The organism is Streptomyces sp. 150FB, from assembly GCF_000818195.1.
In the GTDB taxonomy this organism is placed as follows: Bacteria; Actinomycetota; Actinomycetes; order Streptomycetales; family Streptomycetaceae; genus Streptomyces.
Window position 1 is genome coordinate 3464254 of the sequence record NZ_JTHL01000001.1, and the last position, 18555, is coordinate 3482808.

The 18555-nt window shown below is 71.7% G+C and carries 16 protein-coding genes and 1 pseudogene; 6 read left to right on the top strand and 11 right to left on the bottom strand.

Annotation, left to right across the window (positions count from 1 at the left end; translation table 11 throughout):
- The coding region (locus QR77_RS14720) for an NAD(P)-binding domain-containing protein (protein ID WP_078876681.1) at window positions 1-1268 on the bottom strand (1268 nt) is incomplete at its 3' end.
- Window positions 1269-1321: 53 nt separating this feature from the next.
- Window positions 1322-2653, bottom strand: coding sequence for an ATP-grasp domain-containing protein (locus tag QR77_RS14725; protein ID WP_078877806.1), 1332 nt, complete (start codon window positions 2651-2653; stop codon window positions 1322-1324).
- 356 nt (window positions 2654-3009) lie between these two features.
- On the opposite strand from QR77_RS14725, the gene QR77_RS14730 reads away from it, so the two are divergent.
- On the top strand, window positions 3010-4071 hold the full coding sequence (locus QR77_RS14730) for a glycosyl hydrolase (RefSeq protein ID WP_236711110.1): 1062 nt from the start codon (window positions 3010-3012) through the stop codon (window positions 4069-4071).
- A gap of 28 nt (window positions 4072-4099) precedes the next feature.
- On the opposite strand, the gene QR77_RS14735 is transcribed toward QR77_RS14730, so the two are convergent.
- From QR77_RS14735 to QR77_RS14770, 8 genes and pseudogenes are all read right to left on the bottom strand, one after another.
- Window positions 4100-5281 (bottom strand): GNAT family N-acetyltransferase, encoded by a 1182-nt coding sequence (locus tag QR77_RS14735; protein ID WP_052488751.1) that lies wholly within the window; start codon window positions 5279-5281, stop codon window positions 4100-4102.
- 197 nt (window positions 5282-5478) lie between these two features.
- A pseudogene (locus tag QR77_RS14740) lies at window positions 5479-5985 on the bottom strand (lipopolysaccharide biosynthesis protein); the annotation flags it as partial.
- A gap of 170 nt (window positions 5986-6155) precedes the next feature.
- Window positions 6156-7319, bottom strand: coding sequence for a glycosyltransferase (locus tag QR77_RS14745; RefSeq protein WP_040022198.1), 1164 nt, complete (start codon window positions 7317-7319; stop codon window positions 6156-6158).
- Complete coding sequence (locus QR77_RS14750) at window positions 7316-8044, bottom strand: polysaccharide deacetylase family protein (protein ID WP_040022199.1); 729 nt, start codon at window positions 8042-8044, stop codon at window positions 7316-7318. The genes QR77_RS14745 and QR77_RS14750 overlap by 4 nt, the downstream gene beginning before the upstream one ends.
- 106 nt (window positions 8045-8150) lie before the next feature.
- Window positions 8151-9827 (bottom strand): lipid II flippase MurJ, encoded by a 1677-nt coding sequence (locus QR77_RS14755; protein ID WP_236710661.1) that lies wholly within the window; start codon window positions 9825-9827, stop codon window positions 8151-8153.
- Window positions 9824-11239 carry an O-antigen ligase family protein gene (locus tag QR77_RS14760; RefSeq protein WP_236710662.1) on the bottom strand — a complete coding sequence of 472 codons (1416 nt, stop codon included), beginning with the start codon at window positions 11237-11239 and terminating at the stop codon, window positions 9824-9826. Before QR77_RS14760 ends, QR77_RS14755 begins: the two co-directional genes overlap by 4 nt.
- Window positions 11239-12798, bottom strand: a complete 1560-nt coding sequence (locus QR77_RS14765) for a sugar transferase (protein WP_040022200.1) — start codon at window positions 12796-12798, stop codon at window positions 11239-11241. Before QR77_RS14765 ends, QR77_RS14760 begins: the two co-directional genes overlap by 1 nt.
- On the bottom strand, window positions 12795-13964 hold the full coding sequence (locus QR77_RS14770) for a glycosyltransferase family 4 protein (protein WP_040022202.1): 1170 nt from the start codon (window positions 13962-13964) through the stop codon (window positions 12795-12797). The genes QR77_RS14765 and QR77_RS14770 overlap by 4 nt, the downstream gene beginning before the upstream one ends.
- A 563-nt stretch (window positions 13965-14527) precedes the next feature.
- On the opposite strand from QR77_RS14770, the gene QR77_RS14775 reads away from it, so the two are divergent.
- The 4 genes from QR77_RS14775 to QR77_RS14790 all read left to right on the top strand — a co-directional run bounded on the left by QR77_RS14775 (window position 14528) and on the right by QR77_RS14790 (window position 16520).
- Window positions 14528-14767 carry a chaplin gene (locus QR77_RS14775; protein WP_040022204.1) on the top strand — a complete coding sequence of 80 codons (240 nt, stop codon included), beginning with the start codon at window positions 14528-14530 and terminating at the stop codon, window positions 14765-14767.
- Window positions 14768-15064: 297 nt separating this feature from the next.
- Complete coding sequence (locus QR77_RS14780) at window positions 15065-15613, top strand: hypothetical protein (protein ID WP_040022205.1); 549 nt, start codon at window positions 15065-15067, stop codon at window positions 15611-15613.
- A 290-nt stretch (window positions 15614-15903) separates the two neighbouring features.
- Window positions 15904-16185: a hypothetical protein gene (locus QR77_RS14785; protein WP_040022206.1), complete on the top strand. Its 282-nt coding sequence runs from the start codon at window positions 15904-15906 to the stop codon at window positions 16183-16185.
- Between the two features lie 95 nt (window positions 16186-16280).
- Window positions 16281-16520 carry a chaplin gene (locus tag QR77_RS14790; RefSeq protein ID WP_040022207.1) on the top strand — a complete coding sequence of 80 codons (240 nt, stop codon included), beginning with the start codon at window positions 16281-16283 and terminating at the stop codon, window positions 16518-16520.
- Window positions 16521-16639: 119 nt separating this feature from the next.
- Here the strand turns inward: QR77_RS14790 and QR77_RS14795 are convergent, their stop codons facing one another.
- Window positions 16640-17134 (bottom strand): DUF5949 family protein, encoded by a 495-nt coding sequence (locus QR77_RS14795; protein ID WP_040022208.1) that lies wholly within the window; start codon window positions 17132-17134, stop codon window positions 16640-16642.
- 235 nt (window positions 17135-17369) lie between these two features.
- Between QR77_RS14795 and QR77_RS14800 the strand changes: the two genes are divergently transcribed.
- The gene (locus tag QR77_RS14800) at window positions 17370-18554 is read left to right on the top strand and encodes a damage-control phosphatase ARMT1 family protein (protein WP_040027969.1); all 1185 of its coding nucleotides are present in this window, start codon (window positions 17370-17372) and stop codon (window positions 18552-18554) included.
- Window position 18555 lies beyond the last annotated feature (1 nt).

Consider the following 18555-nt stretch of genomic DNA (forward strand, 5'->3'; position numbering starts at 1 on the left):
CCGCCCGCCGGCGCCGGGCGGCCCGTACGGATCTCGGTGCCCCGCTGCCGTACGGCGCCGAGCGACCCGCCGCGCGTGCCGAGCCGGCGCCGTACGCCCGCGACCAGCCTGCCCGCCGTGTACGAGGCCCCGTACACGAACCGCATCGAGGGGCCGAACGACGGCGCGCTCAGCAGTCCCGCCAGGAACAGCCCCGGATATGACGACTCGAAAGCGGCGCTCGCCTCGGGGGCGCTGGTGGCGCCGACCGTACGCATCCGCCCCCGCAGCTCGTCGTCCAGCAGTCCGAGCCGGTCGAGGCCGGGGGTGAATCCGGTGGCCGCGATGACATGGTCCGTCTCCAGCACGTCCGGCCGTCCCGAGGCCGTGACCAGGTCCAGCCGTACGCGCCCTCGCACCGCGGCCGCCGCGGCCAGCCGCTCGCCGAGCCTGACCTCCACCGCCGGTTCGAAGCGGTCCCGCAGCCACCACGCGCCGGCCGGGCCGAGCGCCGAGTCGAAGACCCGGGCCCGTGCGGAAGCCGGCAGCCGGCGGAAGAGCCCGGGGGTCTCCGCGTACAGCACGTTCTTCCAGCCGCAGCCGAGCCCGGTGTGCGGGGAGCGCGCCGCCTGGTGGGCGGGACGGTCGAGCGGCGACGGGAGGGTGTTCCAGTTCAGCCGCCCGGAGCGCGCCACCACCCGTACGGACGTGCCCTGCTCGGCGAGGAGCGCCGCCGTCTCCAGCGCGGCCTGGCCGGCGCCGATGACCGTCACGTCCCGGCCCACGAAGCGCGAGAGGTCCGCGTGGTGGCTGCTGTGCGACGCCGACTCGGGAGGCAGCCCGCGCAACGGGGCCGGGATGTCGGTGAAGGGCATGACGCCGATCGCGAGCGCGACCGTACGGGCGAGGACGGCCTCGCCGTCGTCGGTGGTCAGGCGGAAACCGCCGGGGCAGGGGCGTACGGCGGTGATCGTACGGTGGTCGACCAGCGGGACCGCCCGGTCGGCGAACCACAGCCCGTACGAGGCGAAGAACCCGACCGGCAGCGGTACGCCGTGTCTGGACTCCACCCCCTGGGCGGCCGCGTAGGCCGCCAGGTCGAACGCGCCCTTCGGATCGGAGAGGTTGGACGCCCAGGGCTCCGACTTCAGGAACATCCCGGGCGGCATGTTGTCCCGCCACGCCGCCATCGGTCTGCCGAACACGCGCAGGTCGAGGCCGGCCGCAGCCGCGTGGGAGGCGATGGAGAGTCCGTAGGGGCCGGCGCCCACAACTACCAGGTCGTACATCGTGTGTGCCGCTCTCTGTGAGTGAGGAGGAGGTGCGGGGGTATGGGGAGGGTTCAACTCGACACGGGAGTGCTGCGATCGGCCTCCACGGTCTCCCGTGGCGTACGGCGCCGCTGCCGCAGCGCGTTCGCGCGCGGGCGCTCCCCCGCGTCCGCGCGCCGCAGCCGCCGCCAGCCGCGGCGAGCCACATGCAGCACCCAAGCGACGGCCATGGCGAAGGCGGGCAGCGGGTCGTCGAGCGCGAACCACGCGGTCTCGCTGCCGCCCCTGGCCGGTCCGGCGGGGGCGGTGGGCTGGCCCGGACTCCGGTCCGTCCGCCGGGTCAGGCCCCCCGACAGGACGGACAGCAGCGCGTAGTTCTCCACCAGGAAGGTCCGGCCGATCGCCGGGGCCCCGGCGGGCACGGCCCGTCCCGTCAGGTCCAGGTGGAGCGCGCGCACGACATCCGTGCCCGCCCGGTCGGTGAAGAGCCGGAACTGCGCGCCGGGTCTGGGGTTGAAGTCGAGCAGGTGGTACGCGCCGGTGGCGGTCTCCAGCCGGAAGTCGAGGTCGAGGATCCCCCGGTAGCCGAGCGCGCCCACGACCTGACGGGCCGTCCGCTCCACCTCGGGGTTGGGCAGCCACCGCCCCACCGCGGTGAGGCCCGCCGCCACGGGCCAGGATCGCTCCTTGCGCCCGGCCGCCCCGACCAGCAGATCGCCGTCGTTCCCCGCGTACCCGTGGAAGAACCAGTCGAGGTCGCGCCCCGGCGGCAGGAACCGCTGGAAGAGCAGCGGACTTCCGGCGGCGGCGCCGCATCCGTACAACTCCCTGGCCTCCTGCGGGGAGCGGATCACCTGGGTGCTGCGCAGCCCGGCCCCTTCGGGAAGCAGCCAGGGCCTGCTCCACTTCGCGACCACCGGGAGCCCGAGCGACCAGACCGCCGCCGCCGCTTCCTCCGCGCTGCCGGGGATGACCGTACGCGGATGGGGAATGGCGAGGCGTTCGCAGATCTCGACCAGCGCGGCCTTGTCGGCGACCCGCTCGGGCAGTCCTGACGGCTGGTCAGGCAGCAGGTAGCGGCCGGTCAGTTCGGGGCGCAGCCGGCTGATGGCGATCGCGCTCAGATCGTCCATGGCGATCAGGACGGCGGGCGTGGAGAGTTCGTCGGCGAGGGACAGCAGCAGTCGCTGAATGCCCGCCAGATCGAGGCCCCCGTCGGGCCGTAGGTGGGTTCGGGTCAGATAGCGGGAGCGGCTGACGGGGCTCTTCGCCGCCTCGACCACCGCGTGCACCTCGATGCCGGCGCGGCCGAGTGACCGTACGGCGCCCAGTGTTCCGTGGTGAAACGGATTCCGGTCGAGTCTGAGGAGTACGGCGGGGACGCGGCTGTCAAAGCTCGACACGGTGCTGTCCTTCATTTCGATGACCCATGCGGGGGATGAAATTCTCGTACGGACTAATAGAACGTCAGGCCAGGTTCGCGAGCGGCTTATGACAAATACTTTTGAATCAGCGTGACTACGGTCTCGCGGCCAGGGAACTGTCCACTTCCGAAGGAGCAGACATGTCCACTCGACGTCGAAGGCTGACGAGTACCTGCCTGGGTGTCGCGACAGCCGGTCTCCTCGCGACAGGTTCGGCACTGCCTTCCCCGGCACCGGCCCCGCCACCGGCACCGGCTGCTGCTCCCGCTCCCGACCCGGCTTCCGACCCGGCCCCCGATCCTGCTCCCGGTCCGGCACCCGGTCCGGCACCCGCAATTGAGCAGGCTCCGGAAATGCCGGCGGAACTGAAGGCGCCCGATCCTGCTTTTGGCGCCTATCTCGATTACGGCCCCGAAGGTGTGGGCCGCATCGCCGAGATGCAGAAGTGGCTGGGGGGTACGGATCTTCGCGTCGGGCACACCTATCTCCCCGGCGATGTGTGGTCCAACATCGAAGGCGCGCCGGGATTCCTGGCGAACTGGGCCAAGTGGCGCAAGGCGCGCGCGGACCGGCTGTTCATCCTCAACGTGCCGATGCTGGAGGACAACGAGGGCCATGTCCCGGACGCCGTCGTCCGCGCCGAGCTGGGCAAGGGCGCCGAGGGCGAGTACGACAGCCACTTCGCGACGCTGGCGAAGCGGCTGGTCGACCTTGGTGCCGAGGACACCGTCATCGTGCTCGGCTGGGAGATGAACGGGACGACGTACACGCACCGTTGCGAGCCCGATCCGACGGCCTGGAAGAAGTACTGGAACCGCATCGTCACCACCATGCGCGCGGTGCCGGGGCAGAAATTCCGGTTCGACTTCGCCCCGAACCGTGGACAGGACGCCATTGCCTGGACCGAGTGCTATCCCGGTGACGACGTCGTGGACATCCTGGGTATGGACTCATACGACCAGCCGCCCGGCGAGACGTTCGACGAACAGGTGAATGAGCCCTATGGGCTCCAGGACCATGTGAACTTCGCTACTGAACACGGAAAGGTCATCTCCTATCCCGAATGGGGCCTCTTCCGCAACGGTGACAACCCCGCCTACATGAGCGGCATGCTCAAGTGGATCGACAAACAAAAGCCTCTCTACAGCACCGTGACCGACTATTGTCCGCACGGCGTGTGGCTGTGCGAGGAGAATCCCAAATCGTCGAAGATCTTCCGCTCCATGCTGTACGGGCGCGGCACGCCTCCCGAGGCCGAAAAGCCGCCGGTGCCGCCGGCCGTACCCGATCCGACGCTCCCCTCGCAGTGCGACGCGGCTAATCTCGGTTCGTGGCTGGAGTCCTGGCTGGGCAAGACGGTCTGTGCCGCCAGGCACTGGTCCACCTTCAAGCGCTGATCCCGGCGGCACCGGGGCGGCGGCGAGGTCATCCCTTCTCGCCGCCGCCCCGCCGCACGCGCTTGACGATCGCCGCCGCCCGGTCCCGGCCCACCGCGCGCGCCGCGTGCACCCGCAGGAACGGCGCGAGATGGCCGCGCGCCAGCAGCAGCCGCTGGTTGCGGACGGTGTCCGGGCGCCAGTGGTGCTTGTAGGACTCGTCGCCGCGCAGCATGCTCAGCGTGGTCCGGTCGCTCGCGTTGATCTGCCGCACACCGTGCCGGAGCAGCATGGTGGCGACATCCACCTTCCGCTCGCGCAGCGCCGGGTCGGCTCCGTAGAGATAGCCGCCCTCCAGTTGACCGGACATCAGGGTGAGGTCGGAGGCGACCAGCTCGCCGGCCAGGCTGAATTCGGTGAGCCGCGCTTCGCCGCCTTCGACCATCGCCCTGACGGACCTGGTCAGGTGTTCGGAGAAGCGGACGCTGAGGTGTTCGGGGGTGACTCCCCTGCCCTGCCACTGCCGGCGGTGCAGCGCGAGCAGCCGTCCGACCGCCGCCGAGACCTCGTCGACGGGTACGAGGTGCTCCTCGATGCCGAGTGCGTCCAGCTTGCGGAGCTTGGCGCGGGCGCGCTGGGCGCGGGCCCTGGCGAGGCGGCCGAGCAGGTCGTCCATGGGTACGGCGGGCAGCTCCAGGCAGACGGAGTCGGTGAGCCGCTCGCGCGGCCCGTCCCAGCAGGCGTAGAGCTGTTCGGCCGCGGCTCCGGGGCGTACCTCGCGCAGGTCGACCACCGCTGTGTGGGCGATGCCGGCGAGCGCCTTCGCGAGGGCCTCGGCCGCCTCCGGGGCGCGGTCGTCGTCGAGCAGCACGTCGGAGAAGTCGGAGATGCCGCCGCCGAGCTGTACGAGGACGGGAAAGGGGCGGCGCACCAGCATCAGGGCCGCCGCCGCGACCAGTTGGCCGCTGTCGTCGCCCTCCTCCGCACCACGGCGGACAAGTACGACGCGGAGCCGGCCGCGGACCCCGTACGACAACCACCAGGAGTGCAGCCACGCGTGGCTCTGGAAGGGGGTGGCGGTACGGGAGCGGCGGTGCAGCGCGTTCCAGGCGGGGGCGAGTTCGCCGAAGCGGTCGGCGTCGCGGCACACCTCGGTGGTGAGCGCGGTCCCGGAGAGGGCGGTCCCCGGTACGGGGGCGACCGACGGGGCGGAGGGGGTTTCGGTGGCCATCACACCTTTTCCCGTTTGGGCTGGGACTTCCAGCGGCGCTGCGGTTGGCGTTGCGGCGGTGACTGCTGCTGCTTCTGCTGCCGCTTGGAGGGGGCGGCCCCCGCGGGTGCGGACGCGGGTTCTGTGGGCTGGGCCTGGGGCTTGACCTGCCGGCGGGGCTCGGGCTGAGGTTCGGGCTGGGGCTGCTGCTGGGGGTGGGCCGCCGTCGCCGGGTGCGGGACGGGGGCGTGGAGGTCGTCCCCGTACCGCCTCTTCGGGCGGACCAGCAGGCCGAGCCCGCCGAGCAGCCCGCCCGCGCAGCCGCCGACCAGGGCGGCGAGCGGTGTCGACGGCGAGACGGGGCTCGTCGGCTTGACGGCACGGGAGAACTGGAGGACGCGTACGTTCGTACTGCCCTGGAGATGCGAGCCGTTGGTCACCAGGGCGCGCGCCACTCCGTCCGCCATGCTGACGGCTGTCGAGGGGACGCTCGACGTGGCCGTCACGGAGATCATCGGGGCGTCGGGCGATGTGGCCGTCTGGACGCTGTCCTTGAGGGTCTTCGCCGAGACACCGGCCCAGACCTGCGCGTCGCCGAGGACCGCGACCTGTGCGGCGACCCGTCCGTACGCCGTGGCGAAGCCGAGCGCCGCCGCAGGGTCGGACTTCTCCGTCGGTACGACGACGACAAAGCTGGTGGCCGTGTACTGCGGGGTGCCCGACATCCCGTAGGCACCGCCGGCGCCCGCGCCGAGCAGGGCCGCCACCGGGACGACCAGCCAGAGCGGCAGCCGCCGGAGCGGCGCGAGCAGGCGCGCGGTCCTGCCGTTCCCGCTCCCCGGCGAACTCCCCCCCGAACTCCCCGCCGAACTCTCCGGCGGACTCGATTCCTGGGTCATGACCAACTCGCCTCTCGGGTGGGGTGCGGGCCGCTTACCGCCTTCTCGTACACGGTCATGAGCTGTCCCGCGCTGTGCGCGATGCCGTAGTGCAGCGCGGCTGCGGGCACCGGCTGCCTGACCGGCCCCGCGTCCTTCAACTTCCGCAGTTCCTCAACCAGTTCGGGTACGGAGCCGGTGATCCGGTGCGCGCCGGGCGCGGCCTCGGCCGGCAGGTCGTTGAGGGCCGGGCAGGTCACATGGAAGACCGGGAGACCGGCGGCGAGCGCCTCGATGATCGCCAGCCCGAACGCCTCGTCGTGCGAGGTGGAGACGAACACGTCCATCGCTGCGAGCAGCGCGGGCAGGTCGGGCTCGGCGGACGCGACCTGCTCGGCGGGCGGGGGTGGCGGCGGGTCCTCGCACGCGCCGACGAGCAGAATCCGCTCCGCCGCGCCCCGGTCTCGCGCCAGCCGCAGCAGCTCCTCACGCTCGGCGCCCTCGCCGACCAGGATCAGCCGGGCGTCCGGGAGATCGGCGACAGCCCGTACGAGCGCGTCGAAGCGCTTGCTGTCGGTGAGGCGTCCGACACCGCCGACCACAAAGGCGTCGCGGGGCAGCCCGAGGTGCTCGCGCGCGGCCCGCCGCGCGCTCTCGTCGTACGCGAAGCGCGCCACCTCGATGCCGTTGGGGACGACATGGATACGGTCGCGGCGCACCCCCCAGCGCTCCAGCCGGCGCGCGACGGTGTTGGAGACGGCGACCGTGGCCGTGCCGAGGCGCTCGCCCGCGAGGTAGAGCGCGCGGGCGCCGGTGGACAGCGGCCGGCCCTCGATCTGCACGGCGCCGAGGGAGTGTTCGGTGGCGACGATGGTCCGTACGCCCGCGATGCGGGCCGCGAACCGGCCGTACAGGCAGGCCCGGTAGAGGTGGGTGTGCACCAGGTCGTACTTGCCGTGTCTGATGATCCCGGCGAGCCTGGGCAGCGCGCCGAGATCGCGGTTGCCGGTCATCGCGAGGTCGCGTACGGACACACCGTCGGCGACGATCCCGCGCGCGACAGCCCCCGGGTTGGTGAGTGTGACGACCTCGCTGTCGGTCGGCAACTCCCTGAGCAGAAGCCTCAGTTGCTGCTCGGCGCCGCCGATGCCGAGTCCGGTGATGACATGCAGCACCTTCACTGGACCGTCCTCCCGGCGGGCGTGGGCCCCGGCTGGGTCGCGTACGGCACCGGCCGGCGGCGCCGGTGGTGCAGCCGCCACTTCACGTTCAGCCGGAGGCTGGTGTCGCGCTCGCCGACATGGATGCGGGGCAGGGCGAACAGGCCGGTGAGCTCCCCCGGGCTGATGCCGACGCCGTACGCGTACCCTGCCGCGCGTACGGCGTCGAGGGAGCGTGCGTCGACCGTGCCGTACGGGTAGCAGAAGCCGGCGATCTCGGTACCGGTGATCTCCCCCAGCAACTTCCTGCTGTGCTCGATCTCTTCGACGAGCAGGGTGGCGTCGGCTCCGCCGAGGTCGGTGTGGTGCATCCCGTGGGAGCCGATCTCCATGCCCGCGGCTGCGGCCCTGCGGATGCCGTCCTCGGTGATGAGGGGCTTGCGCGGGCCGCGCGGGTCCCAGGAGTTCTCGCCGCCGAGGCGCCCCGGCAGGACGTAGACGGTGGCGGTGAAGGCGTGGCGGCGCAGCATCGGCACGGCCGTGTGGATGAAGTCGGCGTATCCGTCGTCGAAGGTCAGGCCCACGAGTCCGGTGGCCCTGCCGTCGGCGCGTGCGCGCAGGAGCTGGGCCATGGAGACACCGGTGAGGCTGTGCCGGCGCAGCCACCGTAACTGCTGTTCGAGCCGCTTCGGGGAGACGGTGATGTTGTAGGGGTCGTCCTTGGTGTCGGCGACCGAGTGGTACATGAGGGCCCGCAGGGGCCCTTCGGAAGGTGCGCCTTGGGATGCTGCGCCTTCGGACGCTCTGCCTTGAGACGCTCTGCCTTGGGACGGTGCGCCTTCGAACACTGTGTCAGCGTGCATGCGCGAGCCTTTGTGTGACGGGACGGAGGACGGTGTCGATCTCGGGCGCGCGCAGGGTGTGCGCGATGAGGAGGAACACGGCGGTGACCACCACGCAGGCGGTGCCCGCGCCCGCCACGGGTGAGGGGATGAGGGCTCCGCAGAGCCATCCGGCGCCGGTGGCCCCGGTGGCCGCGGCGCTGAGCTTGGCCAGCCCTCCCACCGTGGGGCCGAGCCTGACCGGCACGCTGTGGCGGCCGACGGCGGCCAGCAGCAGGGCGGCGGTCAGGGTGATGCCGAGCGCGTTGGCGGCGGCGATGCCGAGGACGCCCCAGACGCGCAGCAGCAGGGCGCCCGCGACGGTGTTGACGGCGAGTCCCGCCACCATGGCGAGCGCCGGGAACCACAGCGGGCGAGCCGCCGAGAAGTAGCACCGTACGAGCGCGCCGACCAGGGTCTGTCCGAGCAGGCCGAGGGCGTAGACCCGCATGACGGAGGCGGTGGCCGCCGTGTCGGCCGGGGTGAAGGCGCCGCGCTGGAACAGCACTTGGATGATCTGGGGCGCGCACGCGACCACCGTCGCCGCACCGGCGAGCACGATGATGCCGGCGAGCGCGAGGTCCCGCTCCACCCTGCGCCGTGCCATGTCACGGTCGCCCGCCGCCATGGCGCGGGCGACCACAGGGAAGGTGACGGTGCAGAGCATCAGGGACAGGACCATCGGCATCTGCGCCACTTTCTGGGCGTAGTTGAGATGCGAGATGGCGCCGGCCGGGAGGGGCGCGGCCAGGAACCGTTCGATGAGGACCTGTGACTGCCTGCTGAGGGCGAAGGCGATGACGGGGGCGAGCAGCGCGAGCGCCACGGGCGGACCGCTGCTCTTGCCCGCGGCGCCGGTGACCGGGCTTCGCTCCTTCAACCTGCGCCAGAGCGCGGGGAGTTGGGCGATCACCATCAGGACGCCGCCGACGGCGACCCCGGCCGCCGCCGCCCGTACGCCCCAACGGTCAGCGAGCACGAGTGTCGTCGCGATGATGCCGACGTTGTAGGCGGCGTAGATCGCGGCGGGTGCCAGGAAGCTGCCGTGGGCCCGCAGCGCGGCGCTGATGTATCCGGCGAGGCCGAAGCTGAAGGCACAGGTGGCGGTCAACCGCGTGCATTCCACGGCCAGTCGGGGCTCGGAGAGGCCGGGCGCGAGGACCGCGACCACCTGTGGCGCCAGGGCGACCAGCAGGGCGGCGCACACGCCGAGGGCGAGGAAGAGCCGGGGCAGGGTGGTGCGCATCAGGACCCGTACGGGGTCGGGCAGGCCGGGTGTCTCCCCGGCGGCCCTGCGCGCGAGTGCCAGGCTGAAGGCCGGTACGAGGATCAGCGCCATGGCGTCCTCGATGAGCAGTGTGGAGGCGGCCTCGGGCACGGTCCACGCGACGAGGAACGCGTCGGTGTCCGGGCCGGCGCCGTAGAGGTGGGCGATGATCTGGTCGCGGACCAGGCCGAGCAGCGCGCCGGCTGCGGTGAGGGCGGCGGTGACGAAGGCGGCGCGGGCGAGGAACCGGCCGGAGGAGCCGGGCCCCCGGGGGTCCGCGGGGGGTGCCGTGTCGGGCGTGCCGGGCCTCGCGGGCCCCGGTACGGCGGGTAGGGACTGTTTCGTGTCGCTGATGCCGCTCATGCCGCTGGTGTCGTTCATGCCGCGACGGCCCCCCTGTCGGTGCGCTCGCTGCCGGCCGCGCCACGGTGGAGCGCCCACCAGGCCGAGAGGCCGAGCATCATGGCCGTCAGCACGGTCGAGGGCCCGCCGATGTCCGCGTACGCGAAGTCCACCAACTGCCAGCCGAGCAGACCGACGACGACGAGGGCGCAGTCGGATCCGGTACGGGCACGCCGCGCGCCCGGCAGCCTGCGCAGCGCGCATACCAGGAGCGCTGCCCAGCTCCCCACCAGCGTGACCACCCCGAGCAGCCCCTGCTCGCTGAGGATGAGCAGATACATGTTGTGCGGGGACAGCAGGGGCTGGCGCTGGAAGCTCGCGCCTGCGCCGTCGGTGTCGCTGGCGGCGGACAGCGCGATGGACGAGTTGCTGTCGCGGTAGGCGGGGAAGGCCTTGAGCCCGACGCCGTCGACCGGGTCCGTACGCCACATGCCGGCGGCGGCCGCCCACATCGTGTACCGGTCGGTGACGGACTGGTCGGGCGCCGCTGTGACCCGGGTGATGCTGTCGACGCGGTCGGTGATCACCTTCGAGCCGATGCCGAGCCCGCCGACGAGGACCACACCGAGCGCCCCGGCGACGAGCACGACCCGGGCCGCCCTGCGCGGTCCCGACAGGACGAGCTGGAGCAGGAGGGCGAAGGTGGTCGCGATCCAGGCGCCCCGGCTGAAGGACAGCAGGAGCGGTACGGCCAGCAGCCCGGCGCAGACCAGCGCGACGGTCCGCTGGGCGCGCGGCGCCCGGCGGTCGTCGCCGAGCGCGAGTCCCACGGCGGCGATCAGACCGTAGGAGACGACGGTCGCCATGCCCATCACATCGGTCGGGCCGAAGGTGCCGACCGCGCGGATGTCCTCCCCCATGTACGAGGCGCCGGTGCCGGTGAGGAACTGGGTGACGCCGACGCCGCCCTGGACCAGGCCGAGTGCGACGAGGGCCCCCGCGACGGTTCGGAAGTCCCGGCGGTCGCGCAGGAGCAGCAGCAGCGCCGCCGGGACCAGCACGAAGAGCTGGAGGTAGCGCGCGACCCCGGGCAGCGCGGCCGCCGGGTCGTGGGCGGTGATCGCGGCGACGCTCACGCCGAGGACGGGCAGGCCGAGGACGACCGCCGCCGTACGGGTGAGCGGGCGGGCGCGGTCGCGTGCGACGCGGATCAGGCAGTGCAGGACGAGCAGCGCGGAGGCGGCGTCGGCCACGTTCCCCGTACCGGCCGAACCGTCGGCCGCCGGGCTCGCGGGAACGGTGAGCAGGGCGATGACGGCGACGGCGGGCAGGAGGGGGGCGGAGCGGCGGAGTTCGGCGCGCAGCCGTCCGGGGTGCCGTGCCCGCCGTACCTGACGTACGTCACGGCGTACCCGCGGGCGGCCCGTCAGCATCAGGGTGCCGGTGGCCATCAGCTTCCCGCCGGACGGACGAGGGAGGCGGCGGTGCGCAGCAGGATGCACACGTCCTGCCAGAGCGACCAGTGGTCGATGTAGTGGTTGTCGAAGCGGGAGCGGTCCTCGATGGAGGTGTCACCGCGCAGCCCGTGCACCTGGGCGAGTCCGGTGATGCCGACGGGCATCCGGTGCCGGGCCGCGTAACCGGGCGTGGTCTTGCTGAAGTTGGCGACGAAGTACGGGCGTTCGGGGCGCGGGCCGACCAGGCTCATGTCGCCGCGCAGGACGTTCCAGAGCTGGGGCAGCTCGTCCATCGACGTACGGCGCAGCACATTGCCCACCACGCTCATCCGGTGGTCGTTGACAACGCTCCAGCGGGTGGCGGCCTCGTGGTCGTCGGCCGGGCGCAGGGTGCGGAACTTCAGCAGGGTGAAGGGACGGCCGTCCTGGCCGACGCGCTCCTGTCTGAACAGCACTCCGGGGCCGTCGCAGAACCGGACGGCGAGCGCGCACCCCAGCAGTACCGGGGAGACCGCGACCAGGACGGGCGCGGTGACGAGTACGTCGAGGAGCCGCTTGGCGACCGTACCGCGACGGCGTCCGGCGGGCGGGTCCTGGCGCCGGCAGGAGTAGCCCCAGACGTGCTCGGCCATGGAGCCGGGGGCGGGCGCGAAGGGTCCTGCCGACGCGGTGTGCCAGGGGCCGCCGCCGATGAACCAGGTGGCGCAGCCGTACTCCTGGAACAGCGCGACGAGCTCCGAACGGTCGGCGCCGTCACCGGAGTCGACGAAGACCGCCTCCCGTACGCCGTTCTGGATCACGGCGCGGTGGACGTCCTCGGGCGAGGTCAGGACCGGCAGGGCAGCGCCGTCCTTCGGCTCGACCCGCTCGTCCCGCTCACCGGGTTCCTGCCGCGGGTCCCGGCCGTCCGCACGCTCCGGAGCGGCGTCGGCGATCCCGACGGGCCGCAGGCCGTACTCGGGGTGCTGGGAGAGCAGCGCGGCCAGCCGCCGCGCCGGGGCGACCGTACCGACGAGGAGCGCCGAACTGCGGCGGCTCCGGACGACCGCGCGCCGCCATACGTACACGATCCGGCGACAGCAGCAGGCCACAGCGAGCTGTACGGCCGCGCCGCACGCCAACGCCCGCAGGTCCAGGGCCTGTTCAGGGAAGAGCGCGGCGAGGACCGCCGCAGCCGCACACCAGGACACCGCGATACGGGCGGCGAGCGCGGGGAGTTGGTCGAGCGCCGAGGCGCCGACACCCGGGCGGTACAGGCCGGCGTGTGCGTTCAGTACCGTCACACAGACGACGATCTGTACGACGAGGACGGCGCCGCGCTGCTCCTGGCTGAGCACGGCGGTGGAGAGCAGGGCTGCCGCCCAGTCGACGGCGAGCAGCGGCAGGCCGAGGCGCGGCGCGGCGCCGGCGGAACGGCGGGTGGGGCGGCGGGGCGCGGTCGCCGCGCGACCGGGCAGGTCGTGCGGAAGGGCGAGCGAGAGGCGTCCGGTGGTCCGGTCCGCCGGCTTCGCCGGCCCCGACGGCGATGGAACGCTGGTGCTTTCCGTGGTCACTGGGAAATCGGCTCCCTGCGTTCGGGGTGCGGAGCGGCGGCGACCTCGCGGTACACGTCCGCGATGGCCTGGGCGGTCCCCCGCACGTCATGGGTGCTGAGTACGTGCTGATGGCCCTGGCGTCCGAGGGCCTCACGCAGCGGCTCGTCGCGCAACAGCGCGCTCACGGCCGCCGCGAGGGACCCGGGGTCCTCGGGTGGTGTCAGGCAGTGGAGGGCGCCGCCGGGCGGCAGGCTCTCGCGCGCGCCGTCCACATCGGTGAGGACGACGGCGCGGCCACTGGCCATCGCTTCGAGCGGCGCGACCGCCATGCCCTCCCAGCGGGAGGGCAGGACGACCAGATCGGCCGCCCGGTACCAGGGGGCGGTGTCGGCCACGGCCCCGGCGAAGAGCACCGAGGGAGGGGCGGCGGCGCGCAACTGGCCGGCGTCGGGGCCGTCGCCGACGAGCACAAGACGTGCCTGAGGCAACTGTCGGGCGATGGGCCCCCAGGCGCGCAGCAGCAGGTCCTGCCCCTTCTGCCCGCAGAGCCGGCCGACGCAGAGGACCACTTGGGCGGTCGGGGGCAGGGCGGCGAGCAGCGGCAGCGCGGCGCGCGCCGGACCCGCGGGGGCGGGCCTGAAGCGGGCGGTGTCCACGCCGTTGTGGACGACGGACCAGGAAGCGTCGACTCCGGCCCGTTCGCCGGTGCGCCGCTCGGCCTCGCTGACGCAGACGACCCGGTCGGTCCAGCGCGTCGCCCATCTCTCCCAGCGCCGCGCGAGGTGTTCCGTCACTCCGCCGACCGCCTCGAAGGACCAGGCGTGCGGCTGGAAGACGGTCGGTACGGCGCCCCGTACGGCCAGCCGGCCCGCCAGTCCCGCCTTCGCGCTGTGGGCGTGGACGAGATCGGGGCGGACATCGGCGACCAGCCCCGCGACCTGGCGGACCTCGTCCCTGAGGTTCGGTCCGGGGGCGCGGGTCGCCCGCCAGACCCTGACCTCGGCGCCACGCGCAGCGGCGGCTCCGGCGAGCGGCCCTTCGGGGCAGGCGACAACCACGCGGACTCCGGCGTCCACCTGGGCCCCGGCGAGATCGGTGACCACTCGGGCCACTCCGCCGTCGACGGGCTGTACGAGGTGGAGCGCCGTAAAGCCGTGTCCCGGCCGGTGCCGTGGTGAATGCACGCGCAACTCTTTCCACTCGTGGATATGCGGGAAAGCGATCTGCCGAGCGGACTCGACAGGGCGCACGGAATCTTCAGGACCGCGCTGCTGCCCCCACGAAAAACGCATTGACCCGGTTGGAGTAACGCGCGGCACCGAATCGAACGACAAGTCGAGCCGCAACGCGCTTCGCGGCGGCCCGGGGGTCGAACGTGCCTGAACCACGGCCACGGTTGTTCGTATAAGAGGGTTGTCGCTGGGCCGGACCATCGAGCTGAGGTTCGGTCAGGAGACCGGCCCGGCGCCCCGCTGAATTCCGCATATCAGGCTCTCCGCCTCGAAGACCAAAACAGAAGGGACCTTTACAGAATGCGGAGTGAAAATCACGCCAGACGCGCCAAAACGAGCTGAACGTACAAAAGGATTCATGTGCCCGCACAGCGGTTCATGACCCGCGGCCGGCGAACGCCTGAGCCCGCTTCACCCATTCGGGGGCGCAACGGATCGGCGCCCAGGGCGTTGATGGGTACGTCGGGTAAATGCGCCCGCCATGTCTTCCCCTTCAGCACGAGGAGCCCCACCCCATGTCGCGTATCGCCAAGGCTGTTGTTCTGTCCACCGCGGCCGTCGCCGCTGTCGCCGGTGCCTCCGGCGTTGCTCTTGCCGACAGTGGCGCGCAGGGCGCGGCGATCGGTTCCCCGGGTGTCCTGTCCGGCAATGTCGTCCAGGTCCCCATCCACCTCCCGGTCAACGTCTGCGGCAACACCATCGACGTCATCGGTCTGCTCAACCCGGCCTTCGGCAACGTCTGCGTCAACAACTGACGGCGTTTCACTTCCTCCGTCCTCCAGGACGTCTCGGCAGAGCCGCTCTCCCCTCTCATGGGGAGGGCGGCTCTGCTGCTGTCCTGCCGTACGTGCCCCCGGGGGCACCCTTTCGGCGGCGCGGTAGCGCGGGTGGCCCACTACCGGACAGATCGTCAGATCTGACGGCCCGTCGCAGGTCAGGACGGGTACGACCGCGCCTCTCCGCTTCAGGGCCACTCATGATCGGTTGCGAGGCGCGCGCGGGCCACCGACGGTGAGGACAACGTCCCCCGACGCGTCCCGAAAGGACCACGCATGCGTCCCCTGGTTTCCCGTCGCGCTGCAACCGCTGTTGTCTGCGCCGCTCTAGCACTCGGCACCGCGGCTCCCGCTGTCGCGGCCACCACCGCGGATCAGCCGCACAGTGCCGGCCCGGCCGAGACGTACGCCCAGCAGTACGCGGCCTCCTTCGCCGCCCTCGCCGCTCCCACGCCGGTCGACCCGAAGGCCGACCCCAAGGCCGACCCGAAGGCTGAGGAGAAGGCGCAACTGACAGCGGCGGTGAATAAGATCACCGAGGCTCTGGCCATCGCCCTCAAGTCGGCGGACATCACGGCGGCGGCGGCTCAGACCCAGAACCTGCTGACGGCGCTGACCGCCATCCTCGGCGGCCCGGCGGCGGCCCCCGCCACCGCGCCCGGTACCGCACCGGCCACCGGCAAGCCGGCGGCACAGCCCACCGTGGGCGGTCCCCTCATCACGCCGAACGCCCCCAAGGCGCAGTCGCTGATGTCGTCATCGCCGTCCTCGGTGCCGTCCTCGCCGCTCGGCGGGCTGCTCGCCCTGCCGCTGCTCGGCGGCTGACACCGCACCAGCACGGCACGTACGGACGTACGCGTGTACGGACGGCCGGGGCGGCTCGCCATCTGCCCTGGCCGTCCGTGCCCCTGGGCGACAGGTACGTCAACGTATTCATACGAGAATAGACCGACCCTGTTCATTCGGGTGGCCTGTCCAGAATTCCTTCCGTATGGGGTTTCCGCCGCGCCGCCTCATCGTTACTCATGACGAGGCCACGCAAAGGAAACCTCCAAGAGGCCTGTGCGAAGCGAGAGTTGCCCGCAACAGACACCGCTGAAAGAAGGATTCACCGAATGAAGCCCATGAAGGTTGCCGCCGTCGTCGCCGGTTCCGTGATGGCCCTGGGTGCCGCCACCCCGGCCTTTGCCGCGGACCCCATTGGCCCGATGAGCCTGAACGGCGCTCTCGACACCATCGCCAGCCAGGGCCTGCGCGACGCGAAGCCGCTGCACACCAATGCGCTGGACACCGAGAACAAAGGCTCTCTCGTCAATGCCGTCTCGGAAGCCGCGAACGGAATCAACAAGTCGGGCAAGGGCGGGTCGCTGCTCGGCGGTCTCCCGCTCGGCAAGTAGTTCGATGCGTGGCTCACACCACTGACCTGGATCAGCGAAAGCCCTCCGGGCGCCGATCCATAAACTGAAGAAAAACCAATCGAAAGGCTATTCACATGAAGACTTCCAAGAAGGCTGCCCTCGTCATCGCCGCCGCCGGTATCGCGGCCGGCGCGGCCTCCGGCAGCGCCTTCGCCGACGCCGGCGCCGAGGGTGCCGCTGTCGGCTCGCCGGGCGTCCTGTCGGGCAACGTGGTCCAGGTCCCGCTGCACGTGCCGGTCCAGGTCTGCGGCAACACCATCGACGTGGTCGGCCTGCTCAACCCGGCCTTCGGCAACGTCTGCGTCAACAAGTGACGCTCGTACGCAGGTAATGAGAGGGCGGCTGCGCGGAGTTGGGGCTCCGCGCAGCCGCTCCGTCATGTCGGCCGACCGGTCGGATGGCCGGCGGGCGACATGGCCGGCCGGTGACGTGGTCAGCCGGTGAGGCTGCGTACCGGTACCAGGCAGTGCGCCGCGGTCATCAGCATGTCGCTGTCACCGACAAAGGCGCGCAGCCGCTCCTCCGTGACCGGCTTTCCCGGAGTCCCGTCGGCCCACGGCCGGGTGGCGACCATGAAATACACCTTGCCGAAGGCGCGCGCGTCCTGCTCCCATTCCGGTGGGACCGGGCATTGCGCGTTCAGATACGGCATCGTCAGCACGGCCCGGCCCGCCTGCACCAGCAGTTTGATTCCCACATTGGGGATCTGCGAGAGATCGACGACCTCGGCGCCGGGACGGAGCCCGATCTCGCTCAATACGGCCTGCATGGTCCGCGTGCCGGTCTCGGGCCCTTCTCGGCCGTCACCGAGCGAATAGGCGAGCAGGTAAGGCACCTCGCGATTGCTCTCCGAGGGATCGATGGTCCAGGGAATCACCGAGAGGGTGCCCAGCAGAGGGGTGTAGGCAGCGGTGTTGGTAGGGCTCATGTAGCGGCACAGTAGCGGCCCTTGGGGAATGTCCGTGAGTCCGATTCACCCGTGTGGGCGAGCGCCTGAATTCCACCGGGCCGCCACGCCTTCGACTTCGTATTCCTGTACGAGAGTTCCCCGGGAAACCGAACCACCGGTGACGGAGTACGTTCGACGCCGTGCGCACACCACCCGGAACCGGAACAGGACTGACGAGTTGAACGAGCCGGACGACATGCGAGACGCCGACGACATGCGAGACGCCAGGGACACGAGGGACGCGCCCGTGATCCTGGGCAACCCGCCGGGCTCCTTCGCCTGGGGCGTGCTTGTCAGGCGCCATCCCGCGCTCATCGAGCAGGTGCGGGGCGCCTTCCCGTACGCACCAACCCAGCACCGGCGCCTCGACGCGCTGCTCCGGGAGATCACCGACGGTGTGATCGAGCCGCTCGCGCCCGGTGACGACCACGACCGGGCCCAGTGGGAGGAGTGGGGGCGGGAGTACGTCGGGCGGAGCTGGTTCGACGCGCCGTTCCTGTGGGTGGAGAGCTACTTCTACCGCAGACTCCTGTCCGCCGTCGGGTACTTCGGCCCCGGGCCCTGGCAGGGCATCGATCCCTTCGGGCCGTTCAAGCGGGCCGAGTTGCACGGTGACGCGGTCGCCGAGGAGTTGGCCGCGCTGGATGATCTCGGGCGGCTGACGTCGGAGGAGCAGGCGACGGCGCTGCTGCGGGGCTCGCTCTGGGGGAACCGGGCCGATCTCGGGTTCCGTATGGACACCGACCCGGGTACGGGCCCCGGGGACGCGGTGTCGCGTCTCGTCTCCGACGACAGCGCGCTGCTCTGGTCACTGCTGCCCATGGGCTCCGACAGCGTGCATCTCATCGCCGACAACGCGGGCCGGGAGCTGATCCCGGACCTGGTGCTCATCGACCACCTGCTCACGACCGGGCGCGCCGCGCGGGCCGTCCTGTACGTCAAGCCGCACCCGTACTACGTCTCTGACGCCACGACGGCCGACCTCGTCGACTGCGTGCGCCGGCTCGGGGAAGCCTCCGGGAGCGCCGGGGAGACGGGTGGGCGGCTCCGGGAGGCGATGGGGAGCGGCCAACTCGCTGTGCGTACGCATGAGTTCTTCTGCGCACCATTCCCGTACAGCGCGATGCCCGACGGTCTGCGCGGCGAACTGGCTTGCGCCACCCTGACGTTGGTGAAGGGCGACCTCAACTACCGACGCCTGGTGGGCGACCGACGCTGGCCGGGGACAACTCCGTTCGCCGAGCTGACCTCGTACTTCCCGGGGCCGGTGGCGGCCCTGCGCACCCTGAAGTGCGATGTCGTCGCCGGCCTCGACCCGGACGTCCTCGCGAACCTCGAAGGCGGCGGCCAGGAGTGGCGTACGAGCGGCACGCACGCGCTCATCCAGGTCAAGCCGTAAC

Coding starts and splice junctions, on each gene's coding strand:
- QR77_RS14735 (WP_052488751.1), bottom strand. CDS start 5,281: ATGGCCACCGAAACCCCCTCCGCCCCGTCGGTCGCCCCCGTACCGGGG.
- QR77_RS14750 (WP_040022199.1), bottom strand. CDS start 8,044: ATGTACCACTCGGTCGCCGACACCAAGGACGACCCCTACAACATCACC.
- QR77_RS14755 (WP_236710661.1), bottom strand. CDS start 9,827: ATGAACGACACCAGCGGCATGAGCGGCATCAGCGACACGAAACAGTCC.
- QR77_RS14760 (WP_236710662.1), bottom strand. CDS start 11,239: ATGGCCACCGGCACCCTGATGCTGACGGGCCGCCCGCGGGTACGCCGT.
- QR77_RS14775 (WP_040022204.1), top strand. CDS start 14,528: ATGTCGCGTATCGCCAAGGCTGTTGTTCTGTCCACCGCGGCCGTCGCC.
- QR77_RS14780 (WP_040022205.1), top strand. CDS start 15,065: ATGCGTCCCCTGGTTTCCCGTCGCGCTGCAACCGCTGTTGTCTGCGCC.
- QR77_RS14785 (WP_040022206.1), top strand. CDS start 15,904: ATGAAGCCCATGAAGGTTGCCGCCGTCGTCGCCGGTTCCGTGATGGCC.
- QR77_RS14790 (WP_040022207.1), top strand. CDS start 16,281: ATGAAGACTTCCAAGAAGGCTGCCCTCGTCATCGCCGCCGCCGGTATC.
- QR77_RS14795 (WP_040022208.1), bottom strand. CDS start 17,134: ATGAGCCCTACCAACACCGCTGCCTACACCCCTCTGCTGGGCACCCTC.
- QR77_RS14800 (WP_040027969.1), top strand. CDS start 17,370: ATGCGAGACGCCAGGGACACGAGGGACGCGCCCGTGATCCTGGGCAAC.